General features: G+C 37.7%; 22 protein-coding genes. 15 read left to right on the forward strand and 7 right to left on the reverse strand.

Going from position 1 to position 26,279, the window contains the following annotated elements:
- Nucleotides 1-18: 18 nt before the first annotated feature.
- Together LC418_RS01180 and LC418_RS01185 are read left to right on the forward strand one after the other, a co-directional pair.
- Nucleotides 19-996, forward strand: a complete 978-nt coding sequence (locus LC418_RS01180) for an aminodeoxychorismate synthase component I (protein WP_223557812.1) — start codon at nt 19-21, stop codon at nt 994-996.
- Nucleotides 980-1,606 carry an aminotransferase class IV gene (locus LC418_RS01185; protein WP_223557813.1) on the forward strand — a complete coding sequence of 209 codons (627 nt, stop codon included), beginning with the start codon at nt 980-982 and terminating at the stop codon, nt 1,604-1,606. The genes LC418_RS01180 and LC418_RS01185 overlap by 17 nt, the downstream gene beginning before the upstream one ends.
- Here the strand turns inward: LC418_RS01185 and menD are convergent.
- Nucleotides 1,603-3,279, reverse strand: a complete 1,677-nt coding sequence (gene menD, locus LC418_RS01190; RefSeq protein WP_111953743.1) for a 2-succinyl-5-enolpyruvyl-6-hydroxy-3-cyclohexene-1-carboxylic-acid synthase — start codon at nt 3,277-3,279, stop codon at nt 1,603-1,605. The genes LC418_RS01185 and menD overlap by 4 nt on opposite strands.
- A gap of 84 nt (nt 3,280-3,363) precedes the next feature.
- Between menD and LC418_RS01195 the strand changes: the two genes are divergently transcribed.
- Both LC418_RS01195 and LC418_RS01200 read left to right on the forward strand, forming a co-directional pair.
- On the forward strand, nt 3,364-4,314 hold the full coding sequence (locus tag LC418_RS01195; protein WP_111953745.1) for an isopenicillin N synthase family dioxygenase: 951 nt from the start codon (nt 3,364-3,366) through the stop codon (nt 4,312-4,314).
- 182 nt (nt 4,315-4,496) lie between these two features.
- Entirely contained in the window at nt 4,497-4,658 is a 162-nt protein-coding gene (locus tag LC418_RS01200) for a bacteriocin-like protein (protein ID WP_167409392.1), read from the forward strand.
- Nucleotides 4,659-4,742: 84 nt separating this feature from the next.
- Here LC418_RS01200 and LC418_RS01205 read toward each other — a convergent pair whose 3' ends face one another.
- Nucleotides 4,743-5,789 carry a PA0069 family radical SAM protein gene (locus tag LC418_RS01205; protein ID WP_111953747.1) on the reverse strand — a complete coding sequence of 349 codons (1,047 nt, stop codon included), beginning with the start codon at nt 5,787-5,789 and terminating at the stop codon, nt 4,743-4,745.
- 119 nt (nt 5,790-5,908) lie between these two features.
- Nucleotides 5,909-6,103, reverse strand: coding sequence for a hypothetical protein (locus tag LC418_RS01210; protein ID WP_111953749.1), 195 nt, complete (start codon nt 6,101-6,103; stop codon nt 5,909-5,911).
- Nucleotides 6,104-6,276: 173 nt separating this feature from the next.
- Between LC418_RS01210 and LC418_RS01215 the strand changes: the two genes are divergently transcribed.
- Nucleotides 6,277-6,627 carry a hypothetical protein gene (locus tag LC418_RS01215; RefSeq protein WP_223557814.1) on the forward strand — a complete coding sequence of 117 codons (351 nt, stop codon included), beginning with the start codon at nt 6,277-6,279 and terminating at the stop codon, nt 6,625-6,627.
- A gap of 57 nt (nt 6,628-6,684) precedes the next feature.
- Here LC418_RS01215 and LC418_RS01220 read toward each other — a convergent pair whose 3' ends face one another.
- Genes LC418_RS01220 through LC418_RS01230 form a run of 3 tightly spaced genes read right to left on the reverse strand, consistent with a single transcriptional unit; the run spans nt 6,685 to nt 11,264 of the window.
- Nucleotides 6,685-9,333, reverse strand: coding sequence for a hypothetical protein (locus LC418_RS01220; protein WP_223557815.1), 2,649 nt, complete (start codon nt 9,331-9,333; stop codon nt 6,685-6,687).
- Between the two features lie 37 nt (nt 9,334-9,370).
- The gene (locus tag LC418_RS01225) at nt 9,371-10,168 is read right to left on the reverse strand and encodes a DUF2797 domain-containing protein (protein WP_111953755.1); all 798 of its coding nucleotides are present in this window, start codon (nt 10,166-10,168) and stop codon (nt 9,371-9,373) included.
- Between the two features lie 37 nt (nt 10,169-10,205).
- On the reverse strand, nt 10,206-11,264 hold the full coding sequence (locus LC418_RS01230) for a DUF389 domain-containing protein (protein ID WP_223557816.1): 1,059 nt from the start codon (nt 11,262-11,264) through the stop codon (nt 10,206-10,208).
- A 76-nt stretch (nt 11,265-11,340) separates the two neighbouring features.
- Here LC418_RS01230 and LC418_RS01235 point away from each other — a divergent pair, with 76 nt between their 5' ends.
- From LC418_RS01235 to msrA, 9 genes are all read left to right on the forward strand, one after another.
- Nucleotides 11,341-12,363 (forward strand): GDP-mannose 4,6-dehydratase, encoded by a 1,023-nt coding sequence (locus LC418_RS01235; RefSeq protein ID WP_223557817.1) that lies wholly within the window; start codon nt 11,341-11,343, stop codon nt 12,361-12,363.
- A gap of 142 nt (nt 12,364-12,505) precedes the next feature.
- Nucleotides 12,506-12,727, forward strand: a complete 222-nt coding sequence (locus LC418_RS01240) for a DUF2795 domain-containing protein (protein ID WP_002662059.1) — start codon at nt 12,506-12,508, stop codon at nt 12,725-12,727.
- 127 nt (nt 12,728-12,854) lie between these two features.
- A complete protein-coding gene (gene secA / locus LC418_RS01245) occupies nt 12,855-15,929 on the forward strand; it encodes a preprotein translocase subunit SecA (protein WP_223557818.1) in 3,075 nt (1,024 codons plus the stop codon).
- A gap of 153 nt (nt 15,930-16,082) precedes the next feature.
- Nucleotides 16,083-18,227 carry a TonB-dependent siderophore receptor gene (locus tag LC418_RS01250; protein WP_223557819.1) on the forward strand — a complete coding sequence of 715 codons (2,145 nt, stop codon included), beginning with the start codon at nt 16,083-16,085 and terminating at the stop codon, nt 18,225-18,227.
- 40 nt (nt 18,228-18,267) lie between these two features.
- Entirely contained in the window at nt 18,268-19,470 is a 1,203-nt protein-coding gene (locus tag LC418_RS01255) for a PepSY-associated TM helix domain-containing protein (RefSeq protein ID WP_223557820.1), read from the forward strand.
- Nucleotides 19,470-21,587, forward strand: a complete 2,118-nt coding sequence (locus tag LC418_RS01260) for a TonB-dependent receptor (RefSeq protein WP_223557821.1) — start codon at nt 19,470-19,472, stop codon at nt 21,585-21,587. The genes LC418_RS01255 and LC418_RS01260 overlap by 1 nt, the downstream gene beginning before the upstream one ends.
- A gap of 51 nt (nt 21,588-21,638) precedes the next feature.
- On the forward strand, nt 21,639-22,850 hold the full coding sequence (locus LC418_RS01265) for a PepSY-associated TM helix domain-containing protein (protein ID WP_223557822.1): 1,212 nt from the start codon (nt 21,639-21,641) through the stop codon (nt 22,848-22,850).
- Nucleotides 22,851-22,934: 84 nt separating this feature from the next.
- A complete protein-coding gene (locus LC418_RS01270; protein ID WP_111953769.1) occupies nt 22,935-23,903 on the forward strand; it encodes an ROK family protein in 969 nt (322 codons plus the stop codon).
- Nucleotides 23,904-24,178: 275 nt separating this feature from the next.
- Nucleotides 24,179-24,733: a peptide-methionine (S)-S-oxide reductase MsrA gene (gene msrA / locus LC418_RS01275; protein WP_223557823.1), complete on the forward strand. Its 555-nt coding sequence runs from the start codon at nt 24,179-24,181 to the stop codon at nt 24,731-24,733.
- A 49-nt stretch (nt 24,734-24,782) separates the two neighbouring features.
- On the opposite strand, the gene LC418_RS01280 is transcribed toward msrA, so the two are convergent.
- On the reverse strand, nt 24,783-25,649 hold the full coding sequence (locus LC418_RS01280) for a hypothetical protein (RefSeq protein ID WP_223557824.1): 867 nt from the start codon (nt 25,647-25,649) through the stop codon (nt 24,783-24,785).
- A 381-nt stretch (nt 25,650-26,030) separates the two neighbouring features.
- On the opposite strand from LC418_RS01280, the gene LC418_RS01285 reads away from it, so the two are divergent.
- On the forward strand, nt 26,031-26,228 hold the full coding sequence (locus LC418_RS01285; RefSeq protein ID WP_223557825.1) for a hypothetical protein: 198 nt from the start codon (nt 26,031-26,033) through the stop codon (nt 26,226-26,228).
- Nucleotides 26,229-26,279: the final 51 nt, after the last annotated feature.

Consider the following 26,279-nt stretch of genomic DNA (forward strand, 5'->3'; position numbering starts at 1 on the left):
ATTAATTATTTTTGCAGGATGTTTTCAATGAATCATCAAAAATTTATGGAAATGGACGAACTTTCCCTTCAGAAGGTTCCGTACTTTTTCATGATCGATTTCCTTTCGGAGAATATAGAAATCTATAGAGAAAATGAAATTAATAAATCAGGCTTATTAGTTGATTTTCAGCAACTATCAAACTCAAAACAGAAACACACCCTCAATAAAAAAATTGAATGGGAATCATTTCCGGAAACGCTGGAAAGCTTTAAAAAAGGATTTGATAAGGTTCAGAAAAATATTCGTCTGGGAAATTCTTATCTTGTCAATTATACAAGAAAGACTAGGATTCAGACCAATTTAAGCCTCGAAGAAATTTTTTATCACTCAAATGCGAAGTATAAAGTGTTTTATAAAGATTTTTTTGTATTTTTTTCTCCTGAAACTTTTGTAAAGATTATTGACGGCAAAATTTTGACTTATCCAATGAAAGGTACTATTGATGCATCATTGGAAAACGCGGCTGAAGTTTTGAAAAACGACAAAAAAGAAAAAGCGGAGCATTATACTGTTGTGGATCTTCTCCGGAATGATCTCAGCATGGTTGCAGATGATGTGAAAGTTGACCAGTTCCAGCATATAGACCTCATCAGGACACAGCAAAAAGACCTGTATGCGATGAGTTCTGAAATTTCAGGAAATATAAAGCCTGAGTTTGCAGGAAAAGTAGGCAGCATAATGGAAAAACTGCTTCCCGCCGGGTCAATCCTCGGCGCTCCAAAGCCGAGAACACTGGAAATAATCTTAGATGCGGAAGGATATGACAGGGGTTATTATACCGGAGTATGCGGCTGGTTTGACGGTGAAAACCTTGACAGCTGTGTGATGATACGCTTTATTGAAAAAGAGGGAGACCTGCTTTATTTCAAAAGCGGTGGCGGTATAACGCATATGAGCAAGTTAGAAGACGAATATCAGGAAATGAAAAATAAAATCTATGTCCCAATTCATTGAAAGCATAAAAGTAGAAGATCAGGAGATTTTTCTTCTGGAACTACATCAAAAACGTATCAACCAGACTTTTGCCCATTTCGGGAAAGAGGGCTCTATTGATCTGGCCAAGATCTTCAAAAATCTCGAACATGATGAGGACGGTCTTTTCAAACTGAGACTTTCCTATGACCTTGATAAGAGGGTACGGACAATGATGATCCCATACGCTATTCCTGAGATACAAAGCTTCCAGCTGGTTGAAAACAACAGCTTTGACTATTCTTTCAAATTTGAAGACCGTAAGGAACTGGACAAGATGAAAATGAAATCAAAAGCTGAAGAGATCATCATTGTTAAAAACAACCACATCACTGACACTTCTTTTTCTAACATTCTTTTCTTAAAAGGTAAGGACTGGTTTACGCCGGCTACTTATCTGCTGAACGGAGTACAGAGGCAGAATCTTCTGAAGCATAAAAAGATAAAAGAAACTGGAATCACACTTCAGAACATTAAGCAGTTTTCTCATTTTCAACTGATTAATGCTCTAAATGATTTTGATGATATGTTTATTTATCCTATTGACAAGATTACAAATTTACCGGGGAATGAAGAATATCTTGATCTTTAATTCCCTTTCATGAACTCGAAATAAGCTTTCTGAACATCTGCGCTGTTTTTCCCGTATGTATTTACTTCAAGGATTTTCGGCTGCAGATCAGGTTTGAAGAAATTCTCCAGCACACGGTCCAGCGTAGGCTCATCTTCCACTTTGATGTAGGAGAAACCGAAATGTTTTGCTAAATGTTCAGCATGTTTGCGGTGTTTTGTCGCTATAAATTCGTCTAAAGTATTGGGATTGGCATTCCCCGGTCCCGGAATAATTTTAAAAATATTTCCTTCCCCGTTATTGAAAATAATAATTCTTACAAATGGTGGAATATATTGGTTCCAAAGCCCGTTGATATCATAGAAAAAGCCTAAATCTCCTGTAATAAGCAGGGTTGGATTTGCATTTTTTATGGCAAAACCCATTGCCGTAGAAGTAGAGCCATCTATACCACTTGTTCCTCTGTTACAGTACATTTTCCTTTTTCCAAAATCAAAAAGCTGTGCATATCTGATCGCGGAGGAATTACTGAAATGGATATTGTAATTTTCAGGAATGGTCTGTGAAGCTTTATTAAAGAAATAAAAATCCGAAAATTCGGCTTTATTCAGGAATTGTTCATGTTTAGCATCTTTTTTATCCCTTAGAACGTCCCAAAGATTAAAATAGGGTCTCGGTTCAAGGTTGATGAATTTCAGAAGCTTGGAAAAGAAAACCTCTGGCTTCACTTCAATCTTTTCAGTCAGAGAGAAATAGGTATCCGGCTGCCACACTTCATCCAGGTGCCAATGTTGCTTCGGACGGGCACTTCTCAGGAATTGTTTTACTTTTTTGGAAACTACATTCTGACCTACCGTAATCAGAAGATCCGGAGCATAGGTTTTATAATCCTCTTCAGTAAAATTAAAAATATAACGGTCAATATGCCTGAAAAACTTCTCATGATACAGATTAGAGTTAGCTTCACTCAATACAACAACAGAATGGTTTTTCACCAGTTGCGTTAATTGATTTTCCAGCTCCGGGCTGTGATCTTTGGTCCCCACAAGAATCATAATTCTCTGGGACGTATGCCAGTCTGCGATTAAATTGGATGGCACCTCATATTCCTTATGCCTGATCGTTTTTTCAACGGAGGGAAAAGAGGGAAGCTCTGAAACCAGTTCATATAAAGGCTCTTCCAACGGAATATTGATGTGTACCGGTCCCTGTTTTTCAAAACAAAGCTCGATTGCTTTTTTAATAATGTCAAAATTAACATCCTCTGCATTTTCTTTACTGTCTTCCAAGAGCTGAAAGTCACCATAAGAATGCTGATGAAAAATATCCTTCTGCCTGATGGTTTGCCCGTCAAAAATATCTACAAAATCCGTAGGCCGGTCGGCGGTCAGGATCAAAAGCGGAACATTCTGATAGAAAGCTTCTGTAACTGCTGGGTAGTAGTTGGCGACTGCAGAGCCGCTGGTACATGTTATTGCTACCGGCTTTTTCTCACTTTTAGCCATTCCTATTCCTACAAAAGCTGCGCTTCTTTCATCTACAATACTGTAACAGTTGAAAGCATCAATTTCCGAAAAATGAATCGCCAGGGGCGCATTTCTGGATCCCGGGGAAATGATAACATCTGAAATTCCGTACTGCTGAAGAAGATGGGCAAGTATCTGAATACTTCTCTTAGAAGAATATTTTTTCATACAGCAAATTTAACTGATAAATACTTATTTTAGAATTATTTCATTTAAAAAATATGTAATTTTGTGATTCGTAAATTTCTAAAAATGGATAAAATACCTAGTGTAGACCTGCGTGATTTCCTTTCGGACAACCCGGAACGCAAACAGAAATTTGTAAATGAAATCGGAAAAGCTTATGAAGAAATTGGTTTTGTTGCCTTAAAAGGCCATTTTCTTGATGACAAACTAGTAGATGAACTCTACGGAGAAGTTAAAAACTTTTTTGAACTCCCTGTAGAAACGAAGCAGAAGTATGAAATTCCAGGAATCGGTGGCCAGAGAGGTTACGTAGGATTCGGTAAAGAAACCGCTAAGGGTTTCAAAAAAGGTGATTTAAAAGAATTTTGGCATTTCGGACAGTATGTGTCTGATGATTCAAAATACAAATCCGAGTATCCTGACAACGTGATCGTTGATGAGCTTCCAAAATTCAATGAAGTAGGTAAAGAAGCCTATCAAATGCTCGAAAAAACAGGCCAGTATGTATTAAGAGCTTTAGCTTTGTATCTTGGTCTGGACGAGTTTTATTTTGACGATAAAATCGCTGAAGGAAACTCTATTTTAAGACCCATCCACTATCCACCAATTACCCAGGAGCCGGATGATGCGGTAAGAGCTGCTGCTCATGGAGACATTAACCTGATCACTCTTTTGATGGGATCTCAGGGAAAAGGCCTTCAGGTTCAAAACCACAACGGAGAATGGATCGATGCGATTGCTGAACCGGATGAATTAATGATCAATGTTGGAGATATGCTCTCAAGACATACCAACAACAAATTGAAATCTACTATTCACAGAGTGGTTAACCCTCCAAGAGAATTATGGGGAACATCAAGATATTCTATTCCGTTCTTTATGCATCCGGTGAGCGAAATGTCATTGAATGCTCTTGAAAACTGTATTGATGAAAACAATCCGAAGCTGTATGAAGATACAACTGCAGGAGAATTTTTACATGAAAGACTTATTGAATTAGGACTTATCAAAAAGTAATATAAAAAAGTCAATAATTGATCTGTATTCCGGGTACCAAGATAATAGGATACCCTTCAGATTAATTATTGACTTTTATTTTTATATCACAAATTTTTAATATTAAAATCTACCATATCTTATTTTAGTTAAAAATATTTTAATTATCTTTACTTTAATATCAAATTTTTAATTAAAACAGTATGAAAAATTTAAAAAAACTAAACAAAGGCCAGTTAAAAAGCATCTCAGGAGCAGGAGCAATTAAGCTTCCGGAACCGGAATTCTGTATGTATTATTGCAGCGGAACTGTAATCTGTGCAGCTTGCAGCGATGATTTCCAATGTCCGGATGACTCTATGTAATTTTGAAATCAAAAACGAATAAGAAAACCGTTCCTTTTGGAGCGGTTTTTATTTAAGAAAGACTTTACTAAAAACTCTTTAAATTCAATCGAACAGCCTCAATTGCTGATCTTTGGCTCCGGTAAAATTCGCTGTAGACAGTTTGGGAAATTCGCTTCCGTCAAAAAATTTCTTTCTCCCGATTTTGAATGTATTGTGAATCATTTCAGCGATATTCCCCTCTCCTCTCTGTCTTTCAAAATATCTTTTGTCGCCCAGTTTTCCTCCTCTCATAGATCGGATAAGATTTAAAACCTTTTGTGCCCTGTCCGGGAAATGGGTTTCTATCCAATTGACAAAAACAGGCTCTACCGTATCATTGAGCCTTACCAACGTATACCCGAAGCTTAAGGCTCCTGCATCGGAAATAGCTTTTAAAATGCTTAACGGCTCATCACTGTTCAGCCCGGGAATAATGGGTGCCACCATGACATGCACGGGAATTTTGTTTTCTGTAAGAATCTCTACAGCCTTCAGTTTATTCGGAGCCGAGCTTGTTCTCGGTTCCATTTTCCGCCTAAGCTCTTCATTAATAGTAGGTATACTAAGAGACACAGAAACCAGGTTCTGCTCCGCCATAGGTTTTAGAATATCCAGGTCTCTCAGAACAAGCGCATTTTTTGTCAGAATATTAACTGGATGTCTGTAATCCAGGCAGACCTGAAGTAGTTTTCGGGTGATTTCAAACTGCCTTTCTGCAGGCTGATAGCAGTCAGTGTTTCCGGAAAGAAGGATAGGTGCTGGTCTGTAACCTCTTTTCTGAAAAAATTTCTCTAACAGTTCCGGAGCATTTTTCTTTACCATGATTTTTCTTTCAAAATCAATTCCGGCACTATAGCCCCAATATTCATGGGTGGGTCTTGCAAAGCAATAGGAACATCCGTGTTCGCAGCCCTGATACGGATTCATGGAATATTCCATGGGCAGGTCTTCGCTTTTCACCTGATTCACAATGGTTTTCGGAAAAACTTCCGTAAAAGAAGTTTTTACGGTTTCGAAATCTTCATCATCCGGCTCATAGGTATACCTGTCGAAACGGTTGATCACGTTTCGCTGCGCTCCTTGTCCTTTTATGAATTTTTCGTTCTGCATTGTGATGTAAAATTAAAGTGGATTTCTTATAAAATATAAGTTTTAACATTAAAGTTATCCACAAAAAATCCGGCCCCTTTGACAGAGCCGGATTTAACATAATTAAATATATTCTTTTACTACTTCAGTGCATAAAATTCCACTCCGTGATATTCATCATCGTGGTTTTTTTCATCAAAATGTCTGTGATAATCCGAATAGGTATCACTATATTTTTTATCTTTTTTAGTCAATATCTTTTTTATTCCAATAAAACCTAATACTGCCAAAAGACCAACTCCCCCTGCCAGTAAAACGCCAACTTCTTTTTTCATATTTTGTCCGATTTATTAAAGTAGTTATTGCAAAAAGTATACCTATTTTATTTTTTTGAATTATAAATTTTGTTAACATTCAGCATTATTTTAATCAAAGATGTAATTGTCTTTTTATGTAAATTTGACAAATCAATGGTTTAATTATTGTAGTAGTTTAAGAAAATAATATTATGGATAATTCAGAAAATAACGACAGGATGACAACTTTGAGCCAGGTCATGAATACTCTTGCAGGAAGAGGAATACACAGAGAATTCAGAATGAATGAGGCCTGCGAAATGAAATTTGAAAATTCAGAAAAAGTATACCAGCCGTCAGAGCTGGCCATTTTAAAAACTTACCGTTTTGAAGGAGACAGCAATCCGGATGATAGCGCAGTATTGTACGTTGTAAAGGATAATGAAGGAAACCGAGGAATGATTATAGACTCTTACGGGGCAGACAGCAACTATCCGGGAGAAGAATTTGATAAATTTTTAAGAGACATTCCTATTCTGGAAAGTGATGAATTTAACTTTTAGCGGCTTAAAGATTAAATCCAGAAATAACAACTTTATCCCTTAAGATATATCCCGGAACTATTCAGTTACGGGTTTTTCTTTTTTCTTAAAAACTCCTTTCAGGAAGCCTTTCTTTTCCTTTTTCTGTGGCTTAGGCTCTTCTTTTTTTGCTTTAATATCCTGTTTCAGTTCTTTTACTGTTTGTTTTACTTCTTTTACAGAAGAAACGGCATCTTTTACGGTTTTCTCGGTTTTATCAATATTCACACCTATTAAAGTCTTCTTCAGCCCCTGCTCAATTCCTTTCCAGAAAAGATTGAAGAATGATTTTGTAGGGTCTCTTTCAACATTTTCCACAGCAACAGCTTCAGGAAATTTTTCGGAGTCGGATCTTATAAAGAGATTGGCAACAGCAGTCAGTACACCCTTTTTCTCATGATTATCCTTATTCAGAACGGCAATTTTGAGATCTTTATGTTTCAGGTTGAATGTTCCGTGTATTCCTGCAGGATTTCCTTTGAAATTAAATAACATTTGCTGAATTGTTCCAGAAGTGGCCGTGACATGAAGGTAAGGTCTGATAAACGGATTAATTCCGCCTGCCGGAAGATTGGTTGTTTTCCCGGAAATTGAAAATGCATCGGTATGATCTGCCACATCAAAGCCCCAATTGACAGAAAGCGGCGCCAGGTTCATAAACGAGCAGTTGATGTTGATACCTACTTTTGTAGATCTTCCTTTTGTTTTGGCAGAATTAAGATTTTTAACGTTCATATTAAAACTGCTGAACGTCAGTTTTCCGGGCCCTGCACTTTCCGGAGTATCTTCTTCATAGACCAGAACTGAATTTTTCAGGTCAAGGTTATTAACGGTCATTGGAATTTTTATAGACCTTAGCAACCTGGAATACAAAGGTTTTATTTTAGGATCATCTTTGGGAATCTTACTTCTGAAAATATTGGCATTTGCAGCAAGAACAGTCACATTGGAAGCATTGATGGATTTATTGTCCGAAAACAGGTCCCAGCTTCCGTCTGCCGTTATCTGTGTCGCCTTGAGGTCGTACAGATCCCGTTCAACAGGTATCATTCTGATAAACTGTGCTCTTGAAACGAGAGGCTTCATCGCAAAGTTATTGATCTGAATTTTATTTTTATTTAATTTTAAAAGACTGGCGCTTAAATTATAGAATTGTGTTTTGTAAGCGAAGTTCCGGGTTGTGAGGAAATAGTCTCTAATTTTGAAAGAAAGTCCTTGCCCATTAGGTTTTCGAGCTATTTCAATGGCATTGACAGTCGCATTGAGGTCATGAAATGCCAATGGCTGCATTCCTTTATCGTAAACAATATCAGAGTTTTTAAGAGTCATTTTTCGGACTATTACGGATTGTATTATTCCCTGGCCATGGTTCTTTTTCACTTTGCTTTCAGCAGCCTTAATCGTTCCGTTTATATTCTCAACAAGAACATCTTTAAGATCAAGATTAAGTTTTCTGTCAATAAATTCAAACTTATTAATGTTGAATGCAATATGGCTGGTTTTTAAATCCATAGAACCCTTCTCTGCTGCCATTGTTCCGGGAGAGAGGATCAGATTCCTGATTTCACCGCTTTTGGGGTTTAATGCAAAGCTCTCAATGGCAAAGTTCCGGTGATTTGAGTACTGTATATCCTTTCCTGAAAAATGGAAATCTTTATATCCAACAGGAATCACTTCTGCCGCAGTGACCTTATCAAACTTCAGCTGGTTGACTTTTACATTCAGTGTTTTTGCAAAAAACAGCCTGCTTCCGTCAGGTTTATTGACCAATACAGAGAGGTTGTTAAGTCTCACATCTTCCAGATTGATCTCAAAATTCATTTTTTTCTCTGCCTTTTGGGGTTTTACTCCGGTATTATATACATTAAGAACCGGATTTTGAAAATCAGCATTGGCCAGCGAAATTTTGTTCTTCTTTAAAACCACATCTTTAAAATCCATTTTTGGAATGGAAAACTCAAACAGTTTTGGTTTCTTGGGATAGAATCTTTTAAACTGTTCGAAAGAAAGCAGCGGAATCAGACGAAAATTTCCGACCGACATCTGTCCGTTTGACGTTGCAATATTGCTGATGGTAATGGCATAAACATTATCCGGACGAAAGAAAAAATTTCTCCCTTTGATATCATAACGGTCAAAAACTACCGGAAGCTTATCTTCTACAGACTCTTCGGTCATCTGGAGGTTTTCTACAAAAAGATCTAGATCCTTCACAGACAGAAATTTCTGTTTGGTATGCTTAAAAATATTGATGACCCCTTTATTGATCCTTATATTTTCAAACAAAACCGGATTTCGCTTTTTTCCTGTTTTATGGTCTACAGGTTTGGCAAGGCTGATATTTAAATTGGGTTTCGCCAGCAGAAGGTCAGATGAGCTGATTCTTTTATTGAAAACAGCATCATAAATTCCGAAACGGCTGATCTTTAGGGTATCAATTGTTCCCTGGAGCCCAATTACGTTGGTATTTTGGGGATCTTTGCTGTTTACCGTTATTCCTGCTACAAAAATATTTCCTGAACCAAGATCTACATCCAGTTTTTTATAAGAAACCTTATAGTCGGTATTATTCTTTATATATTCAGGAAGCTGGGTTTTAAGCCAGATATTCAACCCGAAATTTGCAGCCAGAAGAATGACCAACAGAATTCCAAGGCCTATCAATAACTTTTTAACCCATTTATTCATATTTGTGATTTGGTTTTCGTTATTTTAAATATAAGGATTAATTTTTTATTTCCAGCTCAATTACATACCCCTCATGTCCTCTCACATTCATGAAATCTCCCCCTTGAAAACTTAAATACTGCCCCTTGATACCGATAAGCTTTCCGGTAAACTCAGGTTTCTTATCCAGAGTGAAAGACGTTATTTTAGCTGGTTTTTCAAAAGGATAATCGAATTTCCATAAGTTTTCTCCTTCGCTGTAGAACTTCTCGAAATCCTCAGGAAAATACTGCCTGATCTTCTGCTGGAAATCGGCAAGGTCTATTTCGCCTTCAAAATCATCCTGAAGCATTTTTTTCCAGTTTGTTTTATCAGGAAGATGCTCTTTTAAAGCAACTTCTATCATTCCTGCTTCATAACGGTTCTCTGTTCTGGCGATCGGAAGGGCAAAAGTGGCCCCCTGATCGATCCATCTCGTCGGGATCTGGTTATTTCTCGTTACACCAACTTTTACATCCCCGGTATAAGCAAGATATACGGTATGAGGCTGCAGTTGGATTTGTTTTTCCACTTCCAGGTCACGTTCAGCGACCCCCAAGTGAGCCGTAGAAAGCTCAGGCCGTATAATTGTATCACTGGCGTAAGGACTTTCAAAGAAGCAGTTTTTACAGAACCCCATTCTATAAACAGGTTTATTTTCTCCGCAGTTAACACACTGAAATCCGGTGTGTTTTACCCTCAATTCTTTTCCGAACAGCTCATTCATATGGATAAGGTCTCCCGAAAGGTTGAGATAATATTGAATTGGCTGTGCATCGAAACTCGTCATTTTTAAAATTTGCCCTTGAAACTGCATAATTGTTCTGTTTATCGTAAATATATTAAAATTAAATTTATTTGATTTTATTCTGTGATTTGATCCTGTCTATTTCTTCTTTCAGCGCTGTTATCTGACTCTGAAGTTTTTGCATTTCCGGATTTTCAGAACTTCTCACCCCTGGTGAATATTGCCAGATCAAGTGAATATCTTTTACCAGCTCATTGTGGGCATCCAGTCTTTTTTTACTAATCGTGACACTGTCATTCAAAAGTGTTATCTTCAAGAAGTCCTGATCATTTTCTTTAAATGCCTCATAGCTGATAATAGCCAGCTCCGAATGGTTTTCTTTAATATTTTTAATATAATTTTCTGCACGCTCCTTTAGCTTTTCCTTTTCCCATTTCTTTTTTGTAAGTAGAATACTGGGAAATAAGATAACGATTGAAAGTAAACTGATGAAACCAGAAATTTTACGGTTGTGAGATCTATCCTTTATTCTGTAATATCTTTGATACCCTAAAAATATACTTAATATCCAGGTCCCTACTCCTATAAAAAAGCAATTGATAAGATAAAAATAAAAGCCTCCCCAAAAATACTCCCAATTTCCATTCGCTATTCCAAAACCAGCTGTACAAAGAGGCGGAATACATGCCGTGGAAACAGCAACACCCGCAATTACTTTTACGGCTTCCTTCCTTACAATTCCGAGGAACCAGGCCAGACCGCCCAATAAAGCCAGGAAACAATCAAAAATCGTAGCGGTCTTAAAACTTTCCAATTGAGAAGTCTCTGAATGAAAAGGGGAAACAAAAAAATACAGTGCGGAGGAACACATCGCAACAACAATCATCAGAACCCAATTGATAATGCCAAGTCTTATAAGCCTCCTGTTTCCCGTAGAAAGACCAAAGGCCATTCCTACAATTGGGCCCATTAACGGTGAAATAAGCATCGCACCAATAACAGCTGCTGAACTGTTGATATTCAGGCCTACACATGCAATTCCCATAGAAATTACCAGAAGCCATAAATTATGTCCCCGAAAATAAATACCTTCTTCTATTTCCTGGAATGTAAATTCTTCATCTTCTTCCTTGGGTAATACAAATAGTTTTCGGAAATTGATCATGTATTATTCTTTCTGACAAAAGTATGAAAACAGCATTCAAGTATTATTAATAAATTTGCCTATTAAAAATCCACAAATGATTTATCTTGTAACTGGCGGAAGCGGCTTTATTGGTTCACACTTAATAGAACGATTATTAAGGAATGGACATTCTGTCATAAACGTTGACAATTTTGATAATTTCTATAATTATCAGACAAAAATTAAAAATACATTAGAGTCTATTGATAAAATTTCGGATTTTGAGTTTTCGGACAAAGAGACCGATATTACACATCTGGTTAGCCTTTCACAATCGGATAAATATCAGTTATATTATCAGGATATCCGTGATAAAAAGGGACTTGAAACTATTTTTAAAAATCACAAAATCGACCTTGTCATTCATCTTGCAGCCCTTGCAGGAGTACGTCCGTCCATTGAAAGGCCTCTGGAATATGAGGAAGTAAATGTACGTGGAACGATGAATCTTTGGGAACTCTGCAAAGAATTCAACATCAATAAATTCATATGCGCCTCTTCGTCAAGCGTTTATGGCAACAATGAAAAAACTCCGTTTTCAGAAGCAGATAATGTAGACCACCCTATTTCACCTTATGCTGCAACCAAAAAAAGCGGCGAAATTTTGGGACACGTTTACCATAATCTGTATCATATAGACATGATCCAGCTTAGATTCTTCACCGTATACGGCCCCAGACAGAGGCCGGATCTTGCCATCCATAAATTTACAAAACTGATCTCAGAAGGGCAGGAAATACCATTCTATGGTGATGGAAATACAGCAAGAGACTACACTTATATTGATGATATTATCGACGGAATCACAAAATCCATTCTCTATTTAGAAGCTCATTCCGGGGTTTACGAAATTATTAACCTAGGAGAAAGTGAGGTGATTACTTTATCAGAAATGCTTGGCACAATAGAAACCGCCCTGGGAATTTCTGCCATGAAGAAAAATCTGCCAATGCAGCCTGGAGATGTCCAGAAAACCTGTGCAGATATCACAAAAGCAAAGACATTAATTGGCTACAAACCAGACACAGACTTCCAAAATGGCATAAAAAAATTTGTGGAATGGTTTTTGAGAAAATGACATCATATAAGTTGCTGGCACAGCTGTAATGCAGCCTATGACGGGCAATGAACAAAAATTAATCAAAAAGAATTGAAAATCAAGTATAAAAAAGCGTATAATATAAGCTAATTTTATACTTTTGCAAAAAAATCAGAAAATTATGTACTGGACATTAGAATTAGCCTCATACCTAAGTGACGCACCTTGGCCAATGACAAAAGCAGAACTTATTGACTATGCAATCAGAACTGGTGCACCAATGGAAGTAGTTGAAAACCTTCAGGCAATTGAAGACGAAGGAGAAATCTATGAATCTATCGAAGAGGTTTGGAGTGATTATCCTACCGACGAGGATTTCCTTTGGAACGAAGACGAATATTAATGAAAGCAATAAGCTTTGAGCGTCATGCTTAGAGCTTTTTTGCCCTTTTTTATATAAAACATTCACACGATAAGCGTGTCAGTAAAACGCTTAAAGCATATTGCTTTAAGCATAAAGCAAAAAATTTATGAGTTTTTTAAACAAAGTTCTTAAAGGGTTTTTGGGAGACAAAAAAGCGCAGGACCTAAAAGAAGTAAAAAAAGTTGTAACAAAAATCAAAGCTGTAGAACCAGCCATTCAACAGTTAACTGATGATGGGCTGAGAGAAAAAACTGCTGAATTTAAAGAGAACATAAAATCTTCAACCAGCAAAATAACAGCGCAGATAGAACAAATAAAAGAGCAGGTAAAAAATTCAACTAACGTAGATGAAAAAGAAGCTCTTTTCTCAAAGATTGAATCTCTGAAGAAAGAATCATACGACATTGAAGAGAAAGTTCTTGCTCAGGTTCTTCCTGAAGCTTTTGCCCTGGTAAAAGAAACAGCAAGAAGATGGGCCCAGAACGGAGGCATCCGTGTTAAAGCAACTGATTGGGACAGACAATTGGCTGCTGCGGGTAAAGATTTCGTAGAGATTCAGGGAGATACTGCAATCTGGAAAAGCTCATGGGACGCAGCCGGAACTCCTGTAGTTTGGGATATGGTCCATTATGATGTTCAGTTTATCGGAGGGGTTATTCTTCACAGCGGTAAAATTGCCGAAATGGCAACCGGTGAAGGTAAAACTTTGGTAGGAACATTGCCTATTTACTTAAATGCTCTTCCTGAAAGAGGGGTTCACGTAGTAACTGTAAACGACTATCTTGCGAAAAGAGACTCCGCATGGATGGGCCCTCTTTATCAGTTCCACGGAATGTCTATCGACTGTATCGATAACCACCAGCCGAACTCAGACGGAAGAAGAAAAGCATACAATTCAGATATTACCTACGGAACGAATAACGAATTCGGGTTCGATTATCTGAGAGATAACATGGTAACTTCACCTACAGAACTTGTGCAAAGAGAATTGAACTTTGCCATTGTGGATGAGGTAGATTCCGTATTGGTAGATGATGCCAGAACACCGTTGATTATTTCAGGTCCGGTTCCTCAGGGAGACAGACAGGAATTCGATGTTCTTAAACCTTCTATCGACAGAATTGTTGAAGTTCAGAAAAAAACAGTTTCCTCCATCTTTAATGAGGCGAAAAAATTAATCGCTGCAGGAAACACAAAAGAAGGAGGATTCAAATTGCTTCAGGCATACAGAGGTCTTCCTAAAAACAGACAGTTAATCAAATTCTTATCGGAAAGCGGAAACAGAGCATTGCTTCAAAAAACTGAGGCTCAGTATATGCAGGACAACAACCGTGATATGCCGATTGTAGATAAAGATCTTTACTTTGTAATAGAAGAAAAGAACAATCAGGTAGATCTTACGGATAAAGGTGTTGAATACATGTCTCAGGGAAATGAAGATAACAATTTCTTCGTTCTTCCGGATATCGGGACAGAAATCGCAGAAGTTGAGGCTAAAAATTTATCTAAAGAAGAAGAATTTGAAGCTAAAGAAAAACTTTTCTCTGAATTCGCTGAAAAATCTGAGCGTGTACACACGATGAGCCAGCTGTTAAAAGCCTATACATTATTCGAAAAAGATGATGAGTATGTAGTTATTGACGGTGAAGTAAAGATTGTTGACGAGCAGACAGGCCGTATCATGGAGGGAAGACGTTATTCAGATGGTCTCCATCAGGCAATTGAAGCTAAAGAAAATGTAAAAATTGAAGCAGCTACGCAGACTTTTGCGACAGTAACGCTTCAGAACTATTTCCGTATGTACAACAAGCTTGCGGGGATGACAGGTACTGCTGAAACAGAGGCAGGAGAGCTTTGGGAAATCTACAAATTAGATGTTGTGGTAATTCCTACCAACCGTCCTATCTTAAGACATGACAGACAGGATCTAGTTTTCAAAACTAACCGTGAAAAATATAATGCTGTAATCGAGGAAATTGAAAAATTAACAGCAGCAAAAAGACCTGTACTTGTAGGTACTACTTCTGTTGAAATCTCTCAGTTGCTTTCTAAAGCGCTTCAATTAAGAAAAATTCCACACCAGGTACTGAATGCGAAGCTTCACAAAAAAGAAGCGGAGATCGTTGCCGGAGCAGGACAGCCGGGAGTTGTAACGATTGCAACGAACATGGCAGGTCGTGGTACGGATATCAAGCTTACCAAAGAAGTAAAAGAAGCTGGTGGTTTAGCCATTATCGGTACGGAAAGACATGATTCAAGACGTGTAGACAGACAGCTTAGAGGTAGAGCGGGACGTCAGGGAGACCCTGGTAGTTCTCAGTTCTATGTGTCTCTTGAAGATAACCTGATGCGTTTATTCGGTTCCGAGAGAATCGCAAAAATGATGGACAGAATGGGTCATAAGGAAGGTGAAGTTATTCAGCATTCTATGATCAGTAAGTCTATTGAAAGAGCTCAGAAGAAAGTGGAAGAAAACAACTTCGGGATCAGAAAAAGACTTCTTGAATATGATGACGTAATGAACAAGCAGCGTGACGTAATCTATAAGAGAAGAAAGAATGCCCTGTTCGGAGATCACCTGAAATATGACATTACGAACATGATTTTCGATGTTTCCAATTCAATTGTTGTTAAAGGAAAAGCTACAGGAAACTATAAGGATTTCGAATTTGATGTCATTAAGTTCTTCACTATGGAATCTCCGGTTTCTGAAAATGACTTCAAGAGCAAGCAGGTTCCTGAATTAACAGATCTTCTTTTCAAAGCAGCTCAGGAAGATTATAAAATGAAACTGAACTTACTGAAAGAGAAATCATTCCCTATCATTGAGAACGTATATCAAAACCAGGGTTCCATGTTCAAAATGATCCAGGTTCCTTTCACAGATGGTCACAAGACAATGACTATTGTTGCGGATCTTAAAGAAGCTTACGAAACTCAATGTGAAAGCCTGATCAATGATTTTGAAAAGAACATCACTTTATCCATCATTGATGAAAACTGGAAACTTCACCTTCGTGAAATGGATGACCTGAGAAGATCTTCACAGGGAGCTGTTTACGAACAGAAAGATCCACTGGTAATTTACAAACAGGAATCATTCCACTTATTCAGTGAAATGGTAGACAAGATGAACAAAGAAATTATTTCTTTCTTATACAAAGGAGAAATTCCGGCCTAAGAATTCAATAATAAAATCTTATAAAAACCCCGCTTCAGCAGTGCTGAAGCGGGGTTTTGCTATTCATCAACTAATAATTTATGACAAATATCAATTTTATTATTTATTTAGAACAATTAAAAACAATATATTTGCAGAAAATTAGACTTATTCATGAAAAATGTACTGATCTGTGCCTCATTGTTAGGTTCTATCCTGGTTTTTTCTCAGGAAAAAGACACTATTAAATCTAATGATATCGAAGAGGTTGTTGTCAACGGAAGATATTATCAAAAATATAAACTTAACGAAGTCTCCGGATCATTAAGGCTACAGACTCCTCTTATAGAGCTGCCACAGAACGTACAGTCTATAAGCGGGCAGGTTCTGGCCGACCAGATCACTTTAAACATGTCCGAAGGAATTGTCCGTAACGTAAGTGGTGCCAGAAAAGTAGAACACTGGGACAATGTTTACTCAAACGTTTTCATGCGAGGAGCAAGTATCGCAACTTACATGAACGGAATGAATGTTTCTTCAACATGGGGGCCTATTAATCCGGACGCATCTATCATCGACAGAATAGAATTCGTAAAAGGCCCTGCTGGTTTCATGGGATCTATGGGTGACCCTGCTGGATTCTATAATGTAGTCACAAAAAAACCTACCGGAAAATTTGCCAACAGCGTAAGATTCACAACGGGAAGCTACAACCTTTTCAGAGGTGAAGCTGATCTTGACGGTGTTATTGTGAAGGATGGTGTTTTGGATTACCGTTTAAACTTAATGGGAAGCTCCAACAAATCATGGTCAGAAAATGATAAAACAAGTAAAATAATCATCGCTCCGTCTATTACATTCAGACCTACAAAAACAACAACATTCACGGCTCAGTATAATTATCAATATCTGAAATTCAACCAGCCGGGAGCATATTTAATGTCTAACGACGGCTATGCTTCGTTGAATGTTCATACCAATTTTAATGATCCGAACTTCAAAAAAACAGAAGTGAAAGATCAGAGTTTATTCTTAAGCCTGGATCAGAAATTATTCAAAGACTGGGTTTGGAGTACACAGTATGCCTACATGGATATGAATTATGACGGTGGCTCATGGTGGGGTGGCTTCTATGGTTCAGATCCGAATATTCTCAGCAGATCTTTAAGCAATTGGCAAGCTCTCGGAAAAAACAATTTATTCCAAACCTACGTGAGAGGAAGCTTACAAACAGGAAATATTACTCATAAAATTATTGCCGGATTCGATTATGGGAATAGAAAATACCAAGCTGACTTCTCTTATTTAGGAGACGGAGGATCCATCGATATTCATAATATTGTTTATGGTGTAAACCCTAATATACTTCCTCCTGAAAGCGCATATTATCTAAACAGAAATGCCGATTATTATAATGATCAAGGAGTGAAATATACTTCTTATTATGCTCAGGATCAAATAGAGATGTTTAATAATAAGTTACGCATTACACTCGCAGGAAGATATACCAGCGGAACAACATTCTCGGGATATCCTAATTTAGATCCGATAAAAGCAGATCAGGCTGGAGAATTTACACCAAGAGTTGGGGCCAGCTACTCTATTAAAGATGATTTTTCAGTGTATGGAATTTTTGATAAAACATTTGTCCCTCAGTCCGCAATAGGGATTAACGGATCTTCAATTACAGATCCTTTAAAAGGACAAAATCTTGAATTTGGAGTAAAAAAAGACTGGTTGGGAGGAAAATGGAACTCTACTTTTGCGGTATATGAAATCCGAAGAAAAAACATTTTGGTTGCCGGAAATTCAAATGATAACAACGGAAATGCTTTTATGATTCCAACAGGAGAACAAAGAGCACGTGGTTTCGAAGCCGACATTAAAGGAGAAATAGTAAAAGGATTGAACATTGTGGTAAACTATGCTTATACAGATGCCAAAACAATCAAAGACACCGATGCAAGCAGAATAGGTGTGCAGTCTCCCGGAAATGCCAAAAATGTACAGAATACCTGGTTAAGCTACAGATTTGAACATGGTAATTTAAAAGGATTTGGTATTTCAGCAGGTTATCAATATCAGGGAGGGAGACAGTCCTGGTTTGGAACAACGGCAAAGTATGATCAAAGCCTTGAAGATTATTTTGACACCAACTTCGGGATTTCTTATGTAGCAAAAAAATTCGATGTCAATCTATTGCTGAACAACGTTCTGAACAGAAAGCTTTACAGCGGGTATAGATCAGATGATGGCTCATACGCATGGATCTACAATGCTCCACGTAACTGGAGGTTATCAATCGGATATAAATTTTAAATAATTAAAAGTTAGCCTTTGCGAAGGTTAACTTTTTTCTATGAAGAAAAAGCACCACCATAAAAAGAAAGTTTCTTTTACAAAGAAATGGTCTGCCAAACTGCATTTGTGGTTTGGTTTGTCCGTTGGTATCATTGTTTTCATTGTTGCTTTAACAGGTACAATGTATGTTTTCAAAGATGAGATTCAAAAAGTTCTCAGAAAAGATGCCATTTATGTAAAAGCTGAAACCATCACCCAAAATCCTCTTTCCATTCAAGTTCTTAAAGAAAAGGTTTCTTTGGAAATGAATGAAAAATACCCTGTCAGCTCTATTGAAATTCAGTTAGATAAAAACAAATCTTATGAATTTCTTTATTACGAAAAAAACAAAAAAGCCTGGAATTATTTTGATGAAGTTCTTATCAATAAACTGGTATATGTTAATCAGTATACAGGAGAAATTACTGGAATTTATAATGAAAAATATGACCTCTTTCCTATTTTAAAAGCCATTCACTGGAGTTTATTATTAAAATCAGATTGGGGAAAATATGTAGTAGGAATTCCTACAGTCCTGTTTATCTTCATGCTGATCACGGGAATTATTTTATGGTGGCCAAAGAACAAAAAAGCAAGAAAAGGACGATTCTGGTTCAGCTGGGAAAATGTGAAGACCTGGAAACGTAAAAATTACGACCTTCATAATGTATTAGGTTTTTATGCTTCATTCTTGGCCCTGCTGATGAGTATTACAGGGATTTACTTTGCCTATCCGTACGTCAAAAACACCTTCAATCTTACACTTTCGGGCTCTTTGGAGCTGCCAAAAGAAAAGGAAATCAAATCTCCGGACTCCCTGATGATCAAAAACACATCCGTTTTTGATCTTACCGCTCAGGAAACCAGAAAGCTTTATCCCACCTCTTCCAGTTTCAGAATTCCACTGAACGGAAAAAACAAAAAGGGAAAAGAATTAAAGAACATACCGATTACCATATATGGACAGGAAGGACGCTACAGTGAGAGAAATACATTGGTCTTTGACAAATATTCAGGGAAACTTCTTGCAGATAAACCTCATCAGAAACTGAGCAATGCAGAAAAATATGCCAATGCCAACTATGATATCCACACAGGATCCTATTTTGGGCTGTTCGGGAAAATTTTATGGTTCATTACGGGTCTCATCTGCACATCACTCCCCGTTACCGGCTTTTTAGTATGGTGGGGAAAACAAAAGAAACAAGGAAAGAAAATATAATGAAAAAAGCGCTTTTATCAGCCGCATGCTTAGGGTCGGCAACAGTTTTTGCACAGGTTAAGGACAGCCTGCAGACCAACAATGTGGATGAAGTTGTGATGACTGCTTCCAGAAAAAAAGAAAGTATTAAAGAAATACCAAGCTCAGTAACGATTGTTGCAGAAAAGCAGATCCAGTCTCAGCTTACCGTCAATTCTGATATCACCAGCATTCTTCAGTATACGGTTCCCAGCTTAGGGACCAACTCCGGGCAGACCTCCAACACAGGCCAGACTTTAAGAGGTCGTCAGGTTCTTGTTCTTATTGACGGAATTCCACAATCTACCCCTTTAAGAAACGGGGCAAGAGACATCAGAAGCATCGATCCTTCTGTTATTGAAAGAATTGAAGTGATCAAAGGAGCCTCTTCTATCTACGGAAACGGTGCAGACGGCGGAATCATCAACTATATCACCAGAAGAAGTAAATCTGATAAAAAAATTTCCGGACTTACCCAGGTTGGTTTTACAGGCCAGACCTATGGAGGAACTTTAGGAATAAGAGCCAGCCAGCTGCTATCCGGAAAAGTGAATAAATTTGATTATGTTTTCTCTCTTGCCTATGAAAGAACCGGCTATATGAAAGATGCCGACGGAGTGAACCTTACTCCAACCTACAGCCCTGCAAAAATGGATAACTATAACGGAATGCTTAAAGTTGGTTACAATATCAATAATGACCAGAGAATTGAAGCTTCTTACATTGGATATTCCTCCAGATCTGATCTTAACTTAGGGCTCGTAACCGGAAAATACGGCTTTAAACCAACCATTGGCGAAGGTGTAGGAAAAAATCTCGAAACGACGCCTCAGGGAACACCAAAAAACCACAATTTCAGGATCAATTATGATAACCAGAATCTTTTTGGAGGAACTACTTCATTGAATTTCAATGCTTATATGCAGGATTTCAAGACAGTATACGGATACAGCGACACCTTCTTCGGAGGAGGGCAGTCCAACGTCATTTCCAAAAAATATGGCGCCAGATTCAACTTTGATACAAAGCTTTGGAACGCTCAAAATTCGCAGGCTGAAGTCATGTACGGAATGGATATCCTTAATGACCAGACCGTTCAGAAGCTTGAAGATGGGCGTTACTGGACACCGGATATGAATATGACCAATCTGGCCCCTTTTGTGTTGGTTAAAATCGATTTATTAAAAAAATTAACCATTAAAGGAGGTCTTCGCTACGAAAACATGAACGTTAAAGTAGGAGATTTTAATACCCTTTCCTCTATTAAAAGTGACGGAACTTTTACAACAAGCATTTTTGTTACCGGTGGAAAACTAAAATATAATGCATTAGTGGCTAATTTAGGAGTACGTTACAATATTGAACCGTTCGTTAACCTGTTCGGAAGCTTCTCTCAGTCCTACTCTATCAATGAGCTGGGAAGAATTCTGAGAACATCTACCCAGGGAACCATTCAAAATCTTGAAACCAAGCCTATCATTGTCAACAATTATGAATTCGGTGCTACAGGACAGATTTCAAAATGGGTCAACTACGAAATTACGTCTTATGTAAGCACTTCAAAACTGGGGGCTTCATTTGTACAGAGTGCAGACCGGGCATTAACCATACAGAGGTCGCCAGAAATTGTTTACGGTGTAGAAGGGTTCCTTCACTTTACCCCTGCAAAATGGATCAATTTCGGAGGAAGCTACAGCTGGATGGAAGGGATTACCTCTATTAAAGACGATGGGGATTATTCTGCAAAAATCAATAACAGCCGGATTTCTGCGCCTAAGATACTTGCTTATGTTCAGGCAAGACCTATACAAACTCTATCAATTGGTTTTGACATGCTGCACGCCTTTGAGCAGGACAGATTTCAGCCAAATGCAAAAACCGGATTATTTGTATACGGAGAAGGTTATGTTCCGGAATACACTGTTTTTAATTTTAAATCAAGCTACGAAATCAATACAAACTGGAGAGTTTCGTTGGGTATTGAAAACCTGTTCAACAAAATGTATCAGCCTGCCATAGCATGGTGGTCTGCTCGTGACAGCGAATTCGTGAATTCACTGGGGAGAAGAGGCACTCTGATGCTTGAATATAAATTTTAATTAAACTAAATAAAAAGATAAATTTATCTTTGTGATACTTTGAACTGCGATATGAGAAAAAAACATCATCATAAGAAAAAACCGGGCTTTTTCAAAAAATGGTCAGCCAAACTGCACCTGTGGCTAGGTCTGGGAATTGGCTTTTTGATTTTTATCATTTCCATTACAGGAGCGCTTTATGTTTTCAAAGACGAAATAGAAAATCTCACCAGAAAGGACGTCATCTACCACAATGAACAGAATATAGCACAAAAGCAGGTTCTCCCCATCAGAGTAATAGAAAAAGCTGTTGCCGAACAGGTAAAAGAAAAGTATCCTATCCATTGGGTAAATGTCCCTATCGATAAAAAAATGTCGTACATATTTTATTGGTATGAGCATAATACGGATACCTGGAATTATTTTGATGAATTTCCGATCTATAAAGCGGCTTATGTAAATCCTTATACGGGAAAAGTCCTCAGAACATATGATGAAAAGAACGGATTCTTCAATATTGTAAAAATGATCCACTGGAGCTTTTTACTGAAACAGGACTGGGGAACCTATGTAGTGGGAATCCCCGTTATCATTTTTATCATTATGCTAATTACCGGAATTGTTCTCTGGTGGCCTAAAAATAAAGCAGCAAGAAAGCAACGTTTTTCTTTTAAATGGAAAAACATCAAAAGCTGGAAAAGAAAGAATTATGACCTTCACAATGTGCTTGGCTTTTATTCCTCCATCTTTGCTCTCATCTTCGCAATTACAGGACTTTTTTATGCTTTTTTCTTTGTACAGGCTATGATATACGTGATATTCTCCGGGGGAGAAACAAAATATCCGGATTTTTCCTACATTAAAACCAAGGCTCCGATAGAACTACGGACTGAAGGAACACTGGACAAAGTCATTCATACTGTACAGCAGAAATATCCTGATGCTTTCGGTTTTGCTATTGACCTTGGCCATGAACATATGGATGATCATGAGCATCCTAATTTTGAAGTGTTTGTAAAGCACCTTTCTTATTCTTATCACAAAAGCAGCAGCCTTATTTTTGATGAAAACTCCGGCGAACTGCTCCACACCCACGATCCCAAGGACAAAAACTTCGGCGAAAAAGCAGTAGCGGCCAACTATGACATTCATGTAGGAGCCATTTTAGGGCTTCCAACAAAGATCATTGCATTTATTGTAAGCCTCCTTTGTGCATCCTTACCTGTAACCGGATTTATGATCTGGTGGGGCAGAAGAAAAAAGAAACCGATAAAAGCTGCATAAAAGTTTTTTAAATAAAAGTTTGTTAATAATTCATTAATACAATCTTTTTTATAATTTTAACCCTTTAGAATTTATAAACAGGAAATGTCATTAATAGATTTATCAAAACAAGTTGCTCTAGGAATTGATATCGGCGGAACGAATACAAAGTTCGGAGTAGTAAACCATCGCGGTGAAGTTCTGGAAAAAGGAAGTCTGAGAACTGATGAGTACGAAAAAGTGGAAGACTTTATCGAAGCATTGTATGAGCAGGTTCAGCCCCTGATCGAAAAATACGGTACAGAGAAAAACTTTGACGGAATTGGAGTAGGCGCTCCTAATGCCAACTATTATAAAGGAACCATCGAACAGGCTCCCAACTTACCCTGGAAAGGACTGATCCCTTTCAGTGAGCTGATGAAAGCCAAATTCAGCCTGCCATGCACCATTACCAATGATGCTAATGCAGCTGCACTTGGGGAAATGCTTTTCGGAGCAGCCCGTGGTATGAAGGATTTTATTATGATCACTCTGGGAACCGGTGTAGGCAGTGGAATTATTTCCAATGGAAGCCTGATTTACGGACATGACGGTTTTGCAGGAGAACTTGGCCACACGATCGTAAAACCCGGCGGAAGAAAGCACTGGAGCACAGGATCTGAAGGAAGCCTGGAAGCTTATGCATCAGCCACAGGAATTGCGATCACCGCAAAAAAAATGAGGGCTGAATTTCCTGAATCTATGCTGAGCCAATATCCTGAAGAATCCATTAACTCAAAAACGGTACATGAATGTGCCATAAAAGGTGACCCAATTTCTATTGAGGTTTTCAGATATACGGGACAGAAGCTGGGTGAAGCTTTGGCGAATTTCGTCATGTTTTCTTCACCGGAAGCCATTCTTTTATTCGGCGGCGTGATCAAGGCCGGTGATTTTATTTTGAAGCCTGCAAAGCTTCATATGGAAAGAAATCTTCTTCCGATCTTCAGAAATAAAGTAAAACTGGTTTTCAGTGAACTTGATGAAGCAGATGCTGCCATTCTTGGAGCAAGTGCTTTAGTTTGGGAAAAATAACTGAAACAGCATTAAAATATAGAAGCATCCTTTTGGGGATGCTTTTTGTTTTTAAACAACATACTCAATTGATTTTCCACAGATCTCACAGAATTATTTTGTGCCATATCTTTCAATTTATCGTCTCATCAATCATTAAAACATGCTATCAATTCTGTTTTAAATCATTCTGTTTATCATCCGAAATGAAAAAGTTTTTCTTATTTTTGATTGGTTTTTTACTCATTTTCTGCAAATGCAGAGAGAAGAAAACGGCTAATAAATAATTAAAAATAATGGATAATAATAATTTAGAACAGATCACTTTCGGCGGTGGATGCTTCTGGTGTGTGGAAAGCTGTTTCAATATGCTTAAAGGCGTGCAATCTGCTATCTCCGGATATTCAGGAGGCCACAAAGACAATCCAACCTATGAGGAAGTGTGTACAGGAGAAACGGGACACGCTGAAGTGGTACAGATTACTTTCGACCCTAAAATCATTTCTTATGCACAGCTGATGGATGTATTTTTCTTCCTTCATGATCCTACCCAGCTAAACAGACAGGGCAATGATATCGGAACACAATACCGTTCCGTTATTTATTATAAGGATGAAGCAGAAAAAGCTAAAGCTGAGGAAGCCCTTAAAAAATCCGAAGAATCAGGTAAATGGCCCGGAAAATATGTGACAGAAATAACTCAGTTCGAGAAGTTCTGGCCTGCTGAACAGCATCACCAGGGTTATTATAACGTGAACCCTAACAAACCTTACTGTAGTGCCGTAGTAGGCCCGAAGATCCAGAAATTTAAAAAACATTTTGGAGAACTAGGAATGCTGAATGAAGCGTAAAAAATATAAAGCGAATATCTTTTTGATGTTCGCTTTTTTTTGTGAAAAATTACTCTTCTGCTTCTATAGAATCTTTTTGTTTGCCGGCATATTTATAAATAATAAGAGATGTTGATTTTCGTAATTCTCTTCCGTTATCCGGATCTATTCCATCGTCTGTAAAAAACTCAACTTCATTATAATATTTTGAATACCAAGTTCTGCCAAGAGCATTCTGTTTGGTCAGAGTATCTTTTCTTGTAATCTTTTTAAAATGTTGGAACAGGTGCTCGTTCATGGCTACAATATCAAGTCCCGGCCTAATATAACTGCTGTCTGTCGCAACATATCTTTCGCCATTCCAGTACATATATTTTTTTTCACCAGCAGGCTCCACCCCTGACATCAAGCCTAAGGTAAAAGGTCCGTCATTTATTTTCTTGTTATTAGAAAATACAACATTTCCTGTGACAAGGAATAAGAGCAGCGCAATCTCCATAATACCCAAGCCATTCTGTTTTACGAATTCCGGCACACTGAAATTTTGCGTAGTCTCTACTGTATTTGTTAGGCTAATGACAATACCAGAATTTACCCCTGGGATAACTTCTTTATCATCAACACTTATTTTCACCGTAGTTGATTTTGCTTCATCATTCTTTTTGACAAAGGTTCTGGAAAAATCTGTGAAGTCTGTATAACCTAAGTATTCACTGAGCTTATTCAGAATTTTTATGTCTTTTATATTGGGTTCTGTATTATCCCGTAAACAAGCATCATAGTACCTAACGAAGGTCTTTTCGTTAATTATAAACTTTAGCTTTTTCTCAAAATGGTCAACAAGTTCTTTACACCAACCATTCTTAGTGCTTTCAGCAGGGAAATCTTTTCTTGCCTTCTCAAATACCTCATGAATTAGTAGTTTTTTCTTGGACATATATAGTTTTTTCTGTCTTTACAAAATAGGTGATTATCTATCATACCACATTACGGATTCCCATAAGGCCTCCGTTGTCCAGAACGTGTCCACAGATGTCCAAAACGTGTCTAACATCTGCGTCATCATTTGCCGCATCTTTGCTTCAGAAATCAGTGACAAACAAAACATTACAAAAACAAATGTACAAAACTGATTTCAAAATAACCAGATAAAACGGAGGAAAACTCCGGGTTGGGAAGCAGATGTTTTTCCTCCGTTTTTGAAGGTTCACTTCCCAAAAATTTAAGAAGCGCTTCGAAATTTTAAACCGTGTACTGCCCGTGATATCTACATCACAGGAGGAAGAAAAACAATTTCAACTTCAAAAAATTTAAGGAAATGATCCAGTTTATAATAATGCTATTAGGTTTAGCATTTTCAAATAATAACGCTAATACGGCAACATGTAATAACAATCAAGAACAACCAACAGTGCAACTGGCAGGTGATCTGGGAGAAGGTTTAGATCCGGGAGACGGAGGCCCAATTGGAGGAAATACGGGACAACTCCCACCTCCTCCCTCAAATAACCCTTAATATTCAGTAAAAGAGCGGATTGTATAAATCTGCTCTTTTTCTTATTTTGCA

Source organism: Chryseobacterium lathyri (assembly GCF_019970085.1).
Taxonomy (GTDB): Bacteria; Bacteroidota; Bacteroidia; order Flavobacteriales; family Weeksellaceae; genus Chryseobacterium; species Chryseobacterium lathyri.